The following is a 15,381-nucleotide window of genomic DNA, read 5'->3' as shown; positions in this document are numbered from 1 at the left end:
TCCTCCAAGACTCGATGACACCGGAACACTACCGTTGTCCGCTCGACCTTCCCTAGAGCGGTTAGGAGACCCTTACCGTGCCGATGCCCGGCCCGGACACCCGTGTCGTCGAAATCCGCGTCGCCGGCCTCGTGGGCACCAGCGGGGAAACGCTGCTCGACGCGGTCGCGACCGTCGACGTCGCCGGCGACGGACTGGGCCGGGTGATCCGCCCGGCCGACCGGCTGCGGCGGCCCGCGCCCGGGCCCGTGCTGCCGGCACTCGGCCGGACGATCCCGCGGACCCTCGAAGGCTACCTGTGGCACGGCATGACGTCCGGGGGCGCCGCCAAGGCCACCTGGGCGCTGCTGTTCCCGTTCTCGCTGGCCAACGTCGCTTTCTGGATGCTGCCGCCGCTGCCGGACCGCCGGTTCTCGCGCGTCGTCGGCGCCGTGTGCCGCGGCCTGCTGCGCGTCGGCGCCCTGCTGCTGACCATGCTGCTGATGGGCCAGCTCGCGGCGATCGCGCTCGACCTGTTCGCCACCCAGTGCCTCGCCCCCGGCTCGGGCTGCCTGCCGGTGGTCCCCGACGTGGTCCGCACGGTGCCCGCGCGGATCGCGCTCGGCGTCGTGCCGCTGCTGGCCGTGATCTTCGTGCTGCACCGGATCTCGTCGGCGACGTGGGCGGTGCACGCCGACGGTGACCTCACCGGCGGCCCGCTGCGGATGCGCGCCGACCCGGAGACGCCGGCGCTGCGCTGCCTGCACACCGTCGCGGCGCTGGCCTCGGTCGCGTTGCTGCTGCTGGGCGGGCCGTTCCGGGTGCCGGGCGACACCTTCGGCCTGGTCGTCTGGATCGTCACACTGGCCGTGGTGCTCGCGGTCGTCGTCGCGGCCGCGATCGGCGTCGACACCGGCCGGTTCGCCCGGCCCGGCGTGCTCGCCTTCGCGAGCCTGCTGGTCGTCGTGGCCGCGGTGCGCCTGCGCCCCGGCACCGGCCCGCTGCCGGGCACGAACGGCGTCGTCGAAGGCCTCGGCGCGGCGCTGGTCGCGGTCGCGGTGCTGTTCGCGCTGGTCCTGGTGCCGGCCGCGCTGCTGGCCCGGCCGAGCTGGCGGCACAAGCCACGCCGGCTGCGGCCGTGGCTCGGCGGCTGGGCGGCCGCGCCGGTGCTCGCGCTGGCCGGGTTGCTCGGCGGCGGGTTCGGCGCCGGCCTCGCCGAAGCCCTCCGGCGCTTGTCCGGCGCGGAACTGCTGCAGGTTCCTGACACGTACCTGCTGGTCACGGTGCTGTGGGGCGCCGGGCTGGCGCTGGCCGCGGTGCTCGCCCTGCTGGGCTTCGCGGTCGCCGTCCCGCTGCGCCGGCTGCGGCGCGGCGTCCCGGAGATCGTCGAGCTGATGGAGCACGACGAGCGCCAGGAAGCCCAGGCCGCGGCGGCGTGGGCGCGCTCGGCGTGGGAACGGCGGCACCTGCACCACCTGGCCCTCGCGGTGGCGTCGGCGATGTCCGCGGGCGGCGCGGCGCTGCTGGTGCTGCGCTTCGGGTTCGGGCTGGTCCCCGGCTGGTTCAAGCCGTTGTCCGCGATCGGCGTGGTCGCGCTCGGCGCCCTGGCCGCGGGCCTGCTGCGCGTGGTCTACACGGCCGCGCGCACCCCGCAGCGCAGCCGGCACCTCGGGGCGCTGGCCGACCTCGTCTGCTTCTGGCCGCGGGCGGCGCACCCGACGGTCCCGCCGTGCTACGCGCTGAAGGTCGTCCCGGAACTGGCCGCGCGGGCCCGCGAGCACCTCGCCGAACCGGGGACGCGGGTGGTCCTCTCCGGTTACAACCTCGGCAGCCTGCTCACCGTCATGGCGGCCGCCCGGCTCGCGGCCGAGCTGCCGGCGGCGGACCTCGAACGCGTCGGCGTGCTGACCGCCGGGTCCCCGCTGCAGTGGGGCTACCAGCGCGCGTTCCCGGCGCTGCTGCCGCAGGAGTCGCTCGAGACGCTGTTCGCCGACCTGGACGGCCGCTGGCGCGCCCTCTGCCGCGGCACCGACATCTTCGGCGGCGGCGTGACGACCTGGCGGCACGAGGTCTCCGACCGGCAACTCTTCGGCGTCGGCTACCAGCCCGAAGGCGGCACCGGGCCGCTGAAGGCGAAGGCCGACGAGAACGGCGTCCTCATCCTCGGCGGCGACCACTGGCTGCCGGACCCGCTGCGCGGCCCGACCGGGCGGCACCGCTGGGCGCCGGGGGTGCTCCGGCACCAGGACTACGTGGTGGACGCGGAGTGGGACCACGCCGTGGCGATGGCCGCCGGCCTCGGCAAACCTTCCGGCGGCGAACAGGGCCTGCTCTTCGGCGACTTCCCCGGAAAGCCGTGAAGGCCGCTTTCGGGAACTCGTAGTTCCCGAAAGCGGCCTTCACGGCGCTTCGCTGAGGCTTACTCGGAAGCCTTGCGGCGGAACTTCAGCAGCGCGAGCAGACCGCCACCGGCGACCAGCAGCAGGGCCGCGATCCAGATCAGCCAGCTGTTGTCGAAACCGGTGTTGGCCAGGCCGCCACCGGTGCCCGACTCGTTGCCCGCCGGGACGGCGGCCGGAGCGGTGGTGCTGGTCGGCGCGACCGTCTCCGAGGACGCCGGGGCGCTCGGCTTCGTGGTCTCGGTCGGCTTGGTCGGCCGCGTCGGCGCCGTGGTGGTCTCAGTCGGCTTCTCGGTCTTCGTGCCGCACAGGTACCACTTCTCGATGTCGGCCTGACGGCCGTTGCGGCTGAACGGCGCGCGCAGGTCGTTCCACGGCGCGGCCTTGTCGAGGCCGCGGGCACCCGGGGCGTAGTCGTTGAAGCCGTCGTCGCCACCGATGACGACGATGCGCTTGACCGTCACACCCTCGTTGACCTTCGAGATGTTGAGGCGGTTCTTGACGATCTTGAAGTCGACGTCGCTCTGGCTGAGGTCGGTGCCCTCGGCGCACGGGGTCGCCTTGCCCGGCGTGGGGTGCGGGCGGTTGTCGTCGCTGTGGCAGGCCAGCGCGGAGCCGGCGGTGCCGATGAGGGCAGCGGTGGTCAGCGCCATGACCGCAACGGCGCCGCGGAAGGTACGTCTGCGCATAGGGGAACTCCTGTACCGGCGGGGAGGACAGCACTTGCGAAATCTGTGGTCGCGGCACCACTGAGCGTGTAACCACACTGCTGTAATTCACCCGTCAGTGGCACGCGGAGGAACGAAAGGTATCGCACGTCACTCGACCCTTTACGCGGGGTCCCCCTTTGGGCGCGCAGAGCAAGATCCTTTTAACTCGTTCGTGACCGGCTGTTCCGTACCCTGCGCACGCGAAAGCCCCGCCGACCTGGGCAATCCGGTCGACGGGGCCTTCTCGTGCGGATCAGGCGTCGAGTTCCTTGACGGGGTCGCCGGTGCCGCCGTCGGCCTGCCGCTTGCCGAGCAGCGAATGCCGTCGGCTGTAGGCGAAGTAGATGACCACGCCCAGCACCATCCAGGCGACGAACCGCAGCCAGGTCAGCACGGTCAGGTTCAGCATCAGCCACAGGCAGGCCAGGATCGCCAGGATCGGGATGACCGGCACCAGCGGCACCTTGAACGCGCGGGGCAGGTCCGGGCGCGTCCGGCGCAGGATGAGCACGCCCGCCGAGACGAGCACGAAGGCGAACAGGGTGCCGACGTTGACCATCTCTTCGAGCTTGTCCGCCGGGAAGAAGCCGGCCGCGAGCGCGACCAGGCCGCCGACGATCAGCGTCGCGCCCTTCGGCGTCCCGTGCTCGCCGGTCTTCGCCAGTCGGCGCGGCATCAGGCCGTCGCGCGACATCGCGAAGATGATCCGGACCTGGCCCAGCATGAGCACCATGACGACGGTGGTCAGGCCGGCCAGCGCGCCGAAGGAGATGATGTTGGCCGCCCAGTCGACGCCGTTGTCGGAGAACGCCGTGGCGAGCGTCTTGTGGCTGCCGTCGCCGGCGTCGGTGGCGAGCTTCTTGTAGTTCGTCATGCCGACGACCACCAGCGACACGGCCACGTACAGCACGGTGACGATGGCCAGCGAGCCCATGATCCCGCGCGGCACGGCCTTCTGCGGGTTCTTGGTCTCCTCGGCGGTGGTCGCGACGATGTCGAAGCCGATGAACGCGAAGAACACCAGCGAGGCGCCGGCGAGCAGGCCGAAGACGCCGAACGAGCTGCTCGCGCCGCCCGCGATCAGCGAGAAGAGCGACTGGTCGACACCGGTCTGGCCGGCCCCGCCGGTCTCGCCCGGCGGGATGTAGGGCGTGTAGTTGGCACCCTTGATGTAGAAGATGCCGAGGATGATCACGAACAGCACGACGGCGACCTTGATGCCGGTGATCACCATCGACACCCGCGAAGACAGCTTCGTGCCCAGCGCTAGCAGCGTCGTCAGGACCACGACGACGAGCAGCGCGCCCCAGTCGACGGTCACGCTCCCGATGTCGAACGTCGTCTTGCTGCCCTTGCCGAAGAGGTAGCCGAGCACCGTCTCGAGGTAGACCGACCAGCCCTTGGCGACCGCGGCGGCGCCGACGGCGAGTTCGAGGATCAGGTCCCAGCCGATGATCCACGCCATGAACTCGCCGAAGGTGGCGTAGGAGAACGTGTACGCGCTGCCCGCGACCGGCACGGTCGAGGCGAATTCCGCGTAGCAGAGCGCGGCCAGCGCGCAGGCGATCGCCGCGAACACGAACGCCAGTGAGACCGACGGGCCGGCGTAGTCACCGGCGGTGCGCGCGGTCAGCGTGAAGATGCCGGCGCCGATGACGACGGCGACGCCGAACACCGTCAGGTCCCAGGCACTGAGGTTCCGCCGGAGCTTGGTGTCCGGCTCGTCAGTGTCCGAAATGGACTGTTCGATCGATTTAGTGCGCCACAATCCCGTTCCGGGCACCGTTGACCTCCTGCGGCTGAACTGCGTGTATCGCGGTACGTCACCCTAACGGGTCACGTCCGTGACGGCTCGCCGAGCGCCGGGGAGTGGATCTTGGAACTACTTCGCCAGGCTGCGGTCGAGGTCCGGCTCGAGGTAGATCAGCTTCGCGACGGGCACCTTGGCGCGGACGCGGGCCTCGGCGTCGTCGATGGCCATCGCCAGCTCGGCGGTGTCGAGCCCCGGCACCATCGCGAGCTTGGCCGCGACGAGCAGCTCGTCCGGCCCCAGGTACTGGGTGCGGATGTGGATGACGCGCTCGACCTTCCCGGCGGCGAGCTCGTCGACGATGACCGCGAGCACCGGCGCGGTGGCGCCTTCACCGATGAGCAGGCTCTTCATCTCGATGATCAGGATGATCGCGATGACCCCGAGCAGCGCGCCGATGCCGAGGGTGCCGACGCCGTCCCAGACGGGGTTGCCGGTCACCACGGACAGTCCGACGCCGGCCAGCGCGAGGACGAGACCGAGCAGCGCACCGGCGTCCTCCAGCAGCACGACCGGCAGCTCGGGTTCCTTGGCCTGGCGGATGAAGCCCCACCAGCTCGCGTCGCCCTTGATCTTCTTCGACTCGCCGATGGCGGTGTGGAAGCTGTAGCCCTCGAGGCAGATCGCGACGAGCAGGATGATCACCGCGACGATCGGCGATTCGAGCGGCTCGGGGTGACCGATCTTGTGGATACCCTCGTAGATCGCGAAGGCGGAGCCCAGGGTGAAGAGCATCAGGGCGACGATGAAGGAGTAGAAGTACCGGTCGCGGCCGTAGCCGAACGGGTGCTCCTGGTCCGCTTCCCGCTTGGACGTCTTCTGCCCGAGCAGCAGCAGCCCCTGGTTCGTGGTGTCGGCCAGCGAGTGCACCGACTCGGCCAGCATCGACGACGACCCGGTGACGAGGAAGCCGGCGAACTTCGCGACCGCGATCCCGGCGTTCGCCCCGAGGGCCGCGATGATCGCCTTGGTTCCGCCTCCAGCTGACACGACCGCTCCCCTGGTAGGTCCTGAATGTCCGGGTGGAGCGTAATGGGCGCGGTCCGGCCGGGTCCCCACCGCCCGTGCCTTCGGGCGCGGGTTCAGCTCGGGCGACGGTGGCGACCAGCGGTCGTTCGGCACTTCGGCCCGGCCGCACCCACCGCCCTCCCGCGGCCGCCCGTTTCTGTCGGACCCCTTCGCTACGGTGGCCGTTCCGGTACCGGGAGGGTGGACATGGCTCACTTCGGCGTGCTCGGGCCGCTCGCCGTCGAAGGGGCGCCCGGGCACTGGGTCGCGCTGCGCGGCGAGCGGCAGCGCACCCTGCTGGCCGTGCTGCTCGTCAACGCCAACCAGCACGTCCACGTCGACGTGCTGGTCGAAGCGCTGTGGCCGGGCGGGCCGCCGAAGTCGCACACCTCGAACCTGCACACCTACCTCTCCCGGCTGCGCGAGCGGATCGGCGGCCTCCGGATCGAGCACGGCCCGCTCGGCTACCGGCTGCGCGTCGAGCCGGAGGAGCTCGACCTGCTCGTCTTCCGGTCCGCCGTCGCGGAAGGGAAGCGGGCAGGCGACGCCGTCACCGCGGCGGGGCACTACCGGCGGGCGCTCGCGCAGTGGCGGGGGCCGGTGCTGGCCGGGCTGCACGTGCCGCGGCTCGACGCCGACGTCGCGCGGCTGGAGTCCGAGCGGCTCGCCGTCTTCGAAGACTGCGCCGACGCCGAGCTCACCGCCGGGCGCCACGGCGAGCTCACCGGCGAGCTGCAGGCCATGATCACCGAACACCCGCTGCGCGAACGGCTCGCCGCGCAGCTGATGATCGCGCTGCACCGGGCCGGGCGCCAGGGCGACGCGCTCGAGGTCTACCGGCGGCTGCGGACCACCCTGATCGAGGAACTCGGCGTCGAACCGGGCGCGGAGGCCCGCCGGGTGCACGCGGCCGTCCTGCGTGGCGAAGACCCCGTGCCGCGGTTGCCGCCGCCGGTCTGGCCGGTGTGCCAGCTGCCGCCGGACATCGGGGACTTCACCGGCCGCGAAGCCGAGCTCGCCGAACTGACCGGGGTGCTGGGCGACGACCGCGGCGTCCCCGTCGCCGTGCTCAGCGGCGAGCCGGGCGCGGGCAAGAGCACCCTGGCCGTGCGGGCCGCGCACAGGCTGCGGGCGCGCTTCCCGGACGGGCAGCTGTACGTCCCGCTCGCCGGCCGCGACATCGGCGAGGTCCTGGCCGATCTCCTGCGCGCGCTCGGCGTACCCGGCCCGGCGGTACCGGACGACGTCCGGGCGCGCGCGGCGGTGTTCCGCGGCCGGCTCACCGACCGGCGGGTGCTGGTGGTGCTCGACGACGCCGCGGACCCCGGCGACGTCCGCGCGCTGCTGCCGGGGACGCCGGGCTGCGCGGTGCTGGTGACGAGCCGGCGCCGGTTGAGCGGGCTCGCCGGGGCGCACCGGCTGCCGCTCGGCCCGCTGTCCGGCGCCGACGCCGCCGAGCTGCTGAACCGGCTCGCCGGGGCGAGGGTCGTCCGCGAACGGGCGGATGCCGAGCGGATCATCGCGGCGTGCGCGCGGCTGCCGCTGGCGCTGCGGATCGCCGGCAGCAGGCTGGCCATCCGCCCGCACCTGCGGCTCGGCGAGCTGGCCGGGCGCCTCGAAGACGAGGTCCGCAGGCTCGACGAGCTGACCGTGAGCGATCTGGCCGTCCGCAGCAGCATCGCGCTGAGCTACGAAGGCCTGCGGCCGCCTGCGCAACGCGCGTTCCGCTTGCTCGGCCGCTGCCGCCTCGCCGACCTCCCGGCCTGGGCCGTGACGACTTTGGTCGGCGCCCCGGACGCCGACGAAGCCGTCGAAGAGCTCGTCGAGGCGAGCCTGCTGGAGGCACGCGGCGCGGACCCGGCCGGCGAGGGCCGCTACCGGATGCACGACCTCGTCCGGCTGTACGCGGCGGAGCTCGCCGAAGACACCGGCGGCCTCCGGACGGTGCTGTCGGCAACGCTCGCACTGGCCGACGCGGCGGCGGCCCGCTTGCCGCGCACGGTCCCGATGCCACCGCCGGCCGCCGCGCCGCTTCCCCAGCCGTTGCCCGACGAGCTGGTGGCGCGGTTGCTGGCCCGCCCGGACGACTGGTTCGCCGCCGAGCGCGCGAACCTCGTCCTGCTGATCGGCTGGCTGCCGGCCCCGGATGCGGTGCGGTTGCTGGACAAGCTGAGCGTGTACTTGTACCTGCACGGCCAGTACGCGGAGATGCGCGCGGCGTACGAAACGGTCCTGGCGGCGACGGACGACCCGGCGGTCACGCTGCTCGCCGAGGCGAACCTCGCGCTGCTGCGCCACGAACGCGGTCAGTACGAGGAGGCCGCGACCGCGTACCGCCAGTGCGCGAAGGAGCTGGAGGTGCGCGGCGATCACCGCACCCACGCATGGGTGACGGCGAACCTGGCGCACTGCCTGATCGGTCTGGGCCACGCCGAAGAGGCGTTGGAGACGGCGGCCCAGGCCCGCGAACTGTTCACTGTGGACGGTCACCCGGAGCCGATCCGCGTCCGCTCGGCGGAATCGGCGGCCCTGCTGCGCCTCGGCCGGGTGGCGGAGGCGCGGGAGGTCGACCACATCGCCCTGACGGCAGCACGCGAAACGGGCGACGCCCGCCAGATCGGCATGGCCCTGCACGGCTTCGCGTGGTCCTCCCTCCTGAACGGCGCCGACCCCCAAGCGACAACGGCGATCGCGGAGTCGGTGGACCACCTCCGCCGGACCCCGGCCCGTTCGGAGCTGGCGAAGTCGCTGCGCACCCTGGGCGCGATCTCCGCGGCAACGGGCGACCGCGAACGCGCGATGACGGCGTTCGGGGAGGCTCGCGAGCTGGCCCGGGAACTGGACGAGCGCCCCCGCGAGCTGTCGTGCACCCGCGCCTTGGCGGCAGGCTGGATCGGCGAAGGCCGTGCGGCGCAGGCGATCCCGGTGCTGCGGCAGTGCCTGACGGAGTTCCGCGAGATGGGCGGAAGATCGGCGACGGGCCTGACGTGGCTGGTGCTGGAGAGGGCGTGCGAAGCGCTGGGCGACAGGGAGGGAGCAGCGGAGGCGGCCGGGGAGGTGGCGCAGTACACCGACCCCCGCGACGCCAGCGCGGCAGCACTGAGGCGAGCACTGCTGGCCCTGACCGACCAGGTGTGAGCCGGACGGCCTAGCGCGAGCCGCTGGCTCCTTCGCCGACCCCGAACCGCAGCAGGCCCGCCAGGCTCCCCACCCGGGGGCCGCTCGCCCACCTCAACGGCCGCGGCACGCCAGCTGCCCTACCGCGGCCCGGCTCCTCCCCAGCCGGCTCGCCAGCCAGCGGCTACACCCCACCGCCGCCGGCCAGGCTCCCCGACCAGCCAGTGCTCGCCCAGCCCACGGCCCCCACCGATCGCGCCAGCCCGCCGTTGCTCGCCCCCGCGCCCCCGCTGGCACCAGCCGCTGCTCGCCCATCGCGAGCGCACGGGTCCCGCCCTGCTTGGCCCCCGCCCAGCGACACCAGCGCACAGCCCCGCTCCACCGGGCCCCCCGCCCAGCCACACCAGCGCACAGCCCCGCTCCACCGGGCCCCCGCCCAGCCACACCAGCGCACAGCCCCGCTCCACCGGGCCCCCACCGACCGCGCCAGCCCGCCGTTGCTCGCCCCCACGACCGGCCCGCCCCTCCAGTGCTCGCCCCCGGCAGCACCGCAGCACCGGTGGTCCCCGCCCCTTGTGATCGCGCCTCCGGGTCCTCCCCGGCCCGGCTGCGCGAAACCCCTGGGCAGGTGATGCCGCCCCCTCGCGGCACCACCTTCAGCCCACGGGCGCCGGGCGGGAACCGACCGGCGCCACCCCCAGCGGACCGGCAGCGCGCGCCAGCGCACCAGGGTCCCCCCGTTGAGTCAGATACTGGCCGACGCCGCCACACGGAACGCACACAAAAACGGCGGAGGCCCCGAAGAGGCCCCCGCCGAAAACACCCGAACGTCAGTCCTCGCAAGTCCCGGCCGTAGCCCGGAACATCTGCGCACGCGTGCCGTCCAGCGGGCGGATCCGCACCGGGGGATCCGCCGCCGGGAGCCAGACCGACTGGCCGCGGCGCAGCTCCACCTTCTCGCCGTCGTCCGCCGTCACCAGCAGGTCACCGGCCGTGCACAACAGGATCTGCGGACCGACGCTGTCCACCGAAATCTCGTCGTCCTGGCCCTCGGCCCACTCCACCCGCGACAGCTCGAACTCGGGTGCGTCCGTGCGGTACACCGACAGACGCCCGCCACCGTCTCCGCACTGGACCGGCATCTCGCCGCACGCGAAGTCGACCACCCGCAGCAGCTCCGGGACGTCGACGTGCTTCGGCGTCAGACCGCACCGCAGGATGTTGTCCGAGTTCGCCAGGATTTCCACGGCCGTTCCGTGCAGGTACAGGTGCAGGTTGCCGGCCGGCAGGTAGATCGCCTCGCCCGCGCGCAGCGTCAGCCGGTTGAGCAGCAACGCCGCCAGCACGCCGGCGTCGCGCGGGTGCGTCTCGCCGAGTTCCAGGATGGTCCGGCACTCGACCGCGAACTCGCCGTGCTCCTGGACGTGCCGGACGCAGGCGTCCAGCACCTCCGGCAGCAGCGAGTCGAGCGTCCGCTGCGGCAAGGTGATCCACGTCGTGAACAGCGCCCGCAGGCCGGACGGGTCCGGCTGCGCCTCGAGCAGCCCGGTGTACTTCGCCAGCCCCGGCGTCTCGATCGCTTTGAGCAGCTTCACCGTGCGGTCCGGGGCGCGGAACCCCGCCAGCGCGTGGAACTCCGTCAGCGCGCAGACCAGCTCCGGCTTCGCCGTCGGGTCCGGGTAGTTGCGGTTCGCGGCGTCGCGAGCGATGCCCAGCTTCTCCTCGCGGGCGTGCCCCTCCGCGGCCTGCGCCGCCGACGGGTGCGCCTGCATCGACAGCGGTTCCTCCGCCGCGAGGATCTTCAACAGGAACGGGAGCCGCCCGCCCCACCGCTTCGCGCACTTCTCGCCGAGCTGCGTCACCGGGTCGGCGTCCACCAGCTCCAGCAGGCTCCGTTCGGTGCCGTCCGGGCCGATCACGTGCGACGGGTCGCCCGGGTGGGCACCCATCCACAGCTCGGCCTCGGGGTGCGGCGCGGGGACCGGACGGCCCAGCAGCTCGGGGATCGCCGTCCGCGATCCCCAGGCGTAGGGCCGCACCGCGTTGCGCAGCAGCTCCACTGTCACCTCAACTCCACTCCTTCGGCACCGGCCGGAGCCGGTGCTCGGCGGGTCTCACGCCGTCGCGGGCGCGTAGCGGCCTGCGCCGCCGATGCTGCCCGCCGCCAGCCCGAGGTAGACCGCCGCCAGTTCGAACCGCAGCGCCAGCACCGCGGCCCGCACGATTTCGTCGGCCTCGATCTCCTCGGCCGGGGCGATGACGTCCGCACCCGGGAGCAGGTCCTCGGCCTCGTACCGCGCCGCGTCCGTCGCCGGACCGGTGCGCACCGACAGCAGCAGCACCCGGGTGGGGATGTCACCAGAGGAATCGTCCGGATCGGCGAAGATGTCACGCTCCGAGCCCCCCGATTGCGCCGCTCGCCGCAAAGCGGGCCGCGTCAGGGCCTGACGATAGTCCTCGACATCGCAGACCATGGCCGCGTGCGCGGCGAAAGCGTGCGCCGCGTGCTCGCCGACGGCGACCGCGACCGGGTCCAGTCCCCACAGCAGCGGCACCCGGTCGGCGACCCGCAGCGCGAGCGCCTTGGCCGGGTTCGCGAACGACTCCCGGGCGAGGTAGTCCTTCTCGGCTTCCAGGTCGAGCTGGTCGGCCAGCACCTGGACGTCGGAGATCAGCAGCCCCAGCGCGTTCGCCGTGAGCAGCCCGGCGGCCAGGCCGCGCGGGAACGCCAGCTCCGGCGGCACCGGGACGCGCGGCGCCAGCAGCACGCCCTTGCCCGCCACCGCGGCCGCCACCGGGCCCTCCGCGGGCGCGGAGAGCACCACCGAAGCGCCGTAGCGGGCCGCGCGCTCCAGCGACGCGGCGAGCTCGCGGTCGCCGGGGTCGTCGGTGTGCGCGAACACGACGTCGAGCGCGCCGATCCAGCTCGGCACGACCTCGGCCACGACCACCGGGACCGGGCACGACGGCGTCAGCAGCGCGGCCAGCAGCCGCGTGAGCGTGCGGGACACGCCCGGCCGGTCGAGGAGCACGACCGCGCGCGGACGGCCCACGTCGAGCCGCTCGGCCAGCTCCAGCTCGGCGGCGAGCTCGGCGGTCGCCCGCACCTGGGCGCCGGCCATCGCGGCGGCCCGCAGCAGCCCCGCGCTGTCGGCCTCGGCCAACCGCGCGGGGTCGTCGAGCAGGGAGTCGTCAAGCACTGTCGGCATCGGAGCTTCCCGTGGTGCCCGGTTGCGTCGCTTCGTCGAGGAGCAGCACCGGGATCCCGTCACGCACCGGGTACACCCGGCCGCATTCGGTGCACGTCAGCGCGTCGGCCTCGGGATCGTCCGGTGCGCCGGGGCGCAACGGGGCGTGATCCGGCGACGGGCACGCCAAGATCTCGAGGAGCTGGGCGTCGAGCGTGATGGCCATGGTTCCTCCATACCACGCGGGGCACTGTGGTGAAGAGCACTTCAGGACACAGTTCGGCCCCTAGGCACCCTGGTTAGGGGGTGGGTCAGTTGCGGATGATCGCGAGCACTTCGTCGACCAGGCCCTGGACGGCCTCGGCGTTCGCGGCCTCGACGTTCAGGCGGAGCAGCGGTTCGGTGTTCGACGGGCGCAGGTTGAACCAGGCGCCGCCCGGCAGCTGCACGGTGAGGCCGTCCAGCTCGTCGATCTCGACGCCGGAGCGCGCCCCGAAGGCGTCCTTGACGGCCATCATCTTGGCGACCTGGTCGTCGACCGTGGAGTTGATCTCACCCGAGGCCGCGTAGCGCGAGTACGCGCTGGTCAGCTCCGAGAGCGGGCCGTTCTGCTCGCCGAGCGCGGCGAGGACGTGCAGCGCCGCCAGCATGCCGGTGTCGGCGCGCCAGAAGTCGCGGAAGTAGTAGTGCGCGGAGTGCTCGCCGCCGAAGATGGCGCCGGTCTTGGCCATCTCGGCCTTGATGAACGAGTGCCCGACGCGGGTGCGGACCGGCTTGCCGCCGTGTTCGGCGACGATCTCCGGCACGCCCTTGGACGTGATGAGGTTGTGGATGATCGTGCCGCCCGGGTCCTTCGCCAGCTCGCGGACGGCGACCAGCGCCGTGATCGCGCTCGGCGAAACCGGCTCGCCGCGCTCGTCGACGATGAAGCAGCGGTCCGCGTCGCCGTCGAAGGCGACGCCGGCGTCCGCGCCGACCTCGCGCACCTTCGCCTGCAGGTCGACGATGTTCTTCGGGTCGAGCGGGTTGGCCTCGTGGTTCGGGAAGGTGCCGTCGAGCTCGAAGTACATCGGGACGACGTCGATCGGCAGTCCGTCGAAGACGGTCGGGACGGTGTGCCCGCCCATGCCGTTGCCGGCGTCGACGACGACCTTCAGCGGCCGGTTGGCCGACAGGTCGACGAGGTTGCGCAGGTAGGCGGCGTAGTCGGCGAGCACGTCCCGCTCGGACACGCTGCCGCGCTGGCCTTCGAACTCGGGCACGCCCTGCTCGACGGTGTCGCGGATCTCGGCGAGCCCGGTGTCCTGCCCGACCGGGGACGCGCCGGCGCGGCACATCTTGATGCCGTTGTACTTGGCCGGGTTGTGGCTCGCGGTGAACATCGCGCCCGGCAGGTTCAGCGAACCCGAGGCGAAGTAGAGCTGGTCGGTGCTGGCCAGCCCGATGCTCACGACGTCGAGCCCCTGCGAGGTGACGCCCTCGGCGAAGGCGGCCGCGAGGCCCGGCGAGGAGTCGCGCATGTCGTGGCCGATCACCACCGACGGTGCTTCGGGCTTGATGAGCAGGGCGAACGCGGCACCGAAGTCGCGGACGAGGTCCGCGTCGAGCTGCTCGCCGACCACGCCGCGAATGTCGTAGGCCTTCACGATGCCCGAAAGGTCTGGCACGCCGTCTCCCCGCGATTAGTCGTCCTGGCGCCCGCTGCGCCGCGCGGAAAGCCTACCGGCGGTGGTGGTGGGTTACGCGCTCAGGCGCGACCGGGGAGGACACGCAGGTGGCCGCGGCGCCCGGAGGGGCCTTCCGGCTCGGGTGCCGGGGCCGGTTTGTCGGAGCGGCCGGCCTCGCGCACGGCCTCGGCCAGCGCGGTCAGCTCGTCGGCCGACGGGTCCGGCGCGGCGAAGGCGCCTTCGTGCCGCACGACTTCCCAGCCCTTGGGGACGGTCAGCCGCAGCGCGTGCGCTTCGCAGAGGTCGTAGGAGTGCGGCTCGGAGGCGGTGGCCAGTGGGCCGACGACGGCGGTGGAGTCGCTGTAGGCATACGTCAGCGTGGCCACAGCCGGCTCTAGACAGCCGGTACGCGAACACTTCCGTACGTTCCGCACGATCCGAAACGATAGCGCGTCGCCGCAAGGTAGGAGGAGCGACACGCGCTGGGACGTGCCGACCGCATAGACTTCCGGGGTGGCGACGGCTCGTGACTACCGACAACGGCGGCGCCTGCGACGGGACCGGCACGGCCGGGGCCTGCGCGGGACGCTGTACCCGGCGACCCTGCCCGCCGCCGCGAGCCGCGCGGAGCGGTTCGACGCGCTGGTGCTCGACGCGCTGGAACCGATCGAGGCCCGCTGGCGCCACGAGCTGACGAAGCTCGACGTGGCGGTGGACGACGTCCCGGAGATCCGGGAGAACGGCCACTCCCCGGCGGACGGCGTCCTCCACGACGGCGCGGTCCCGCTGTCGCGCCTGGTCCCGGCGGGGGTCGACCGCACGGGGATGCCGACGCGCGCCCGGATCGTGCTGTACCGGCGGCCGCTGGAGGCGCGGGCGAAGGACCCTTCGGAGCTGGCCGAGCTGGTGCACGACGTGCTGGTGGAGCAGGTGGCGGGGTACCTGGGCGTGGAACCGGACGTCATCGAAGGCGAGTGACGCCGCGGCGGGGTCGAGAGGGCCTTTCGCGCTTCGAGGGCCGCTGCGAACGGTCCACTCGCGGCGCACTCGGCGGCACCGATGGGCCACTCGCGACGCCTTTGGCGGCACCAACGGCCCACTCGCGCGGTCGACACGACCCCACCGACCTCATCGAAGGCGAGAGACGCCGCCGCGGGACCGAGAGGACCCTGCGCGCTTCGACGGCCGTCGCGAACGGTCCGCTCGCGTCGCACTCGGCGGCACCAATGGGCCACTCGCGCGGCCGACCCGCCACCACCGACCTCATCGAAGGCGAGAGACGCCGCGGCGGGGCCGAAAGGACCCTGCGCGCTTCGAGGGCCGCTGCGAACGGTCCGCCCGCGTCGCACTCGGCGGCACCAATGGGCCACTCGCGACGCCTACGGCGGCACCAACAGCCCACTCGCGCGGTCGACACGCCACCACCGACCTCATCGAAGGCGAGAGACGCCGCCGCGGGACCGAAAGGACCCTGCGCGCTCCGACGGCCTTCGCGAACGGTCC

The 15,381-nt window shown here is 73.0% G+C and carries 11 protein-coding genes; 3 read left to right on the top strand and 8 right to left on the bottom strand.

From position 1 onward, the window contains the following. Positions 1-83: 83 nt before the first annotated feature. Positions 84-2,339: a hypothetical protein gene (locus MUY14_RS44250; protein WP_247025527.1), complete on the top strand. Its 2,256-nt coding sequence runs from the start codon at positions 84-86 to the stop codon at positions 2,337-2,339. Between the two features lie 59 nt (positions 2,340-2,398). Here the strand turns inward: MUY14_RS44250 and MUY14_RS44245 are convergent, their stop codons facing one another. From MUY14_RS44245 to MUY14_RS44235, 3 genes are all read right to left on the bottom strand, one after another. Then, positions 2,399-3,067 (bottom strand): LPXTG cell wall anchor domain-containing protein, encoded by a 669-nt coding sequence (locus MUY14_RS44245; protein ID WP_247018817.1) that lies wholly within the window; start codon positions 3,065-3,067, stop codon positions 2,399-2,401. Between the two features lie 274 nt (positions 3,068-3,341). Further along, complete coding sequence (locus MUY14_RS44240) at positions 3,342-4,871, bottom strand: amino acid permease (RefSeq protein ID WP_247018815.1); 1,530 nt, start codon at positions 4,869-4,871, stop codon at positions 3,342-3,344. A gap of 99 nt (positions 4,872-4,970) precedes the next feature. After that, positions 4,971-5,888 (bottom strand): cation diffusion facilitator family transporter, encoded by a 918-nt coding sequence (locus MUY14_RS44235; RefSeq protein WP_247018813.1) that lies wholly within the window; start codon positions 5,886-5,888, stop codon positions 4,971-4,973. 225 nt (positions 5,889-6,113) lie between these two features. Between MUY14_RS44235 and MUY14_RS44230 the strand changes: the two genes are divergently transcribed. Further along, positions 6,114-9,044, top strand: a complete 2,931-nt coding sequence (locus tag MUY14_RS44230) for a BTAD domain-containing putative transcriptional regulator (RefSeq protein ID WP_247018811.1) — start codon at positions 6,114-6,116, stop codon at positions 9,042-9,044. 809 nt (positions 9,045-9,853) lie between these two features. Here the strand turns inward: MUY14_RS44230 and manA are convergent. The 5 genes from manA to MUY14_RS44205 all read right to left on the bottom strand — a co-directional run bounded on the left by manA (position 9,854) and on the right by MUY14_RS44205 (position 14,312). After that, positions 9,854-11,083 carry a mannose-6-phosphate isomerase, class I gene (manA, locus tag MUY14_RS44225; RefSeq protein WP_247025526.1) on the bottom strand — a complete coding sequence of 410 codons (1,230 nt, stop codon included), beginning with the start codon at positions 11,081-11,083 and terminating at the stop codon, positions 9,854-9,856. A gap of 54 nt (positions 11,084-11,137) precedes the next feature. After that, positions 11,138-12,232, bottom strand: coding sequence for a hypothetical protein (locus tag MUY14_RS44220; RefSeq protein ID WP_247018809.1), 1,095 nt, complete (start codon positions 12,230-12,232; stop codon positions 11,138-11,140). Then, complete coding sequence (locus MUY14_RS44215; RefSeq protein WP_247018807.1) at positions 12,216-12,437, bottom strand: Trm112 family protein; 222 nt, start codon at positions 12,435-12,437, stop codon at positions 12,216-12,218. The genes MUY14_RS44220 and MUY14_RS44215 overlap by 17 nt, the downstream gene beginning before the upstream one ends. Positions 12,438-12,522: 85 nt before the next feature. After that, complete coding sequence (locus MUY14_RS44210) at positions 12,523-13,878, bottom strand: phosphomannomutase/phosphoglucomutase (protein ID WP_247018805.1); 1,356 nt, start codon at positions 13,876-13,878, stop codon at positions 12,523-12,525. Between the two features lie 80 nt (positions 13,879-13,958). Continuing rightward, positions 13,959-14,312 carry a DUF3499 domain-containing protein gene (locus MUY14_RS44205; protein WP_247018803.1) on the bottom strand — a complete coding sequence of 118 codons (354 nt, stop codon included), beginning with the start codon at positions 14,310-14,312 and terminating at the stop codon, positions 13,959-13,961. Between the two features lie 79 nt (positions 14,313-14,391). On the opposite strand from MUY14_RS44205, the gene MUY14_RS44200 reads away from it, so the two are divergent. Continuing rightward, on the top strand, positions 14,392-14,856 hold the full coding sequence (locus MUY14_RS44200; protein WP_086865629.1) for a metallopeptidase family protein: 465 nt from the start codon (positions 14,392-14,394) through the stop codon (positions 14,854-14,856). Positions 14,857-15,381: the final 525 nt, after the last annotated feature.

Source organism: Amycolatopsis sp. FBCC-B4732, from assembly GCF_023008405.1.
GTDB lineage: Bacteria > Actinomycetota > Actinomycetes > Mycobacteriales > Pseudonocardiaceae > Amycolatopsis > Amycolatopsis pretoriensis_A.
Note: the sequence above shows the minus strand (reverse complement) of the source record. Positions and strands in the feature narration are given on the sequence as shown.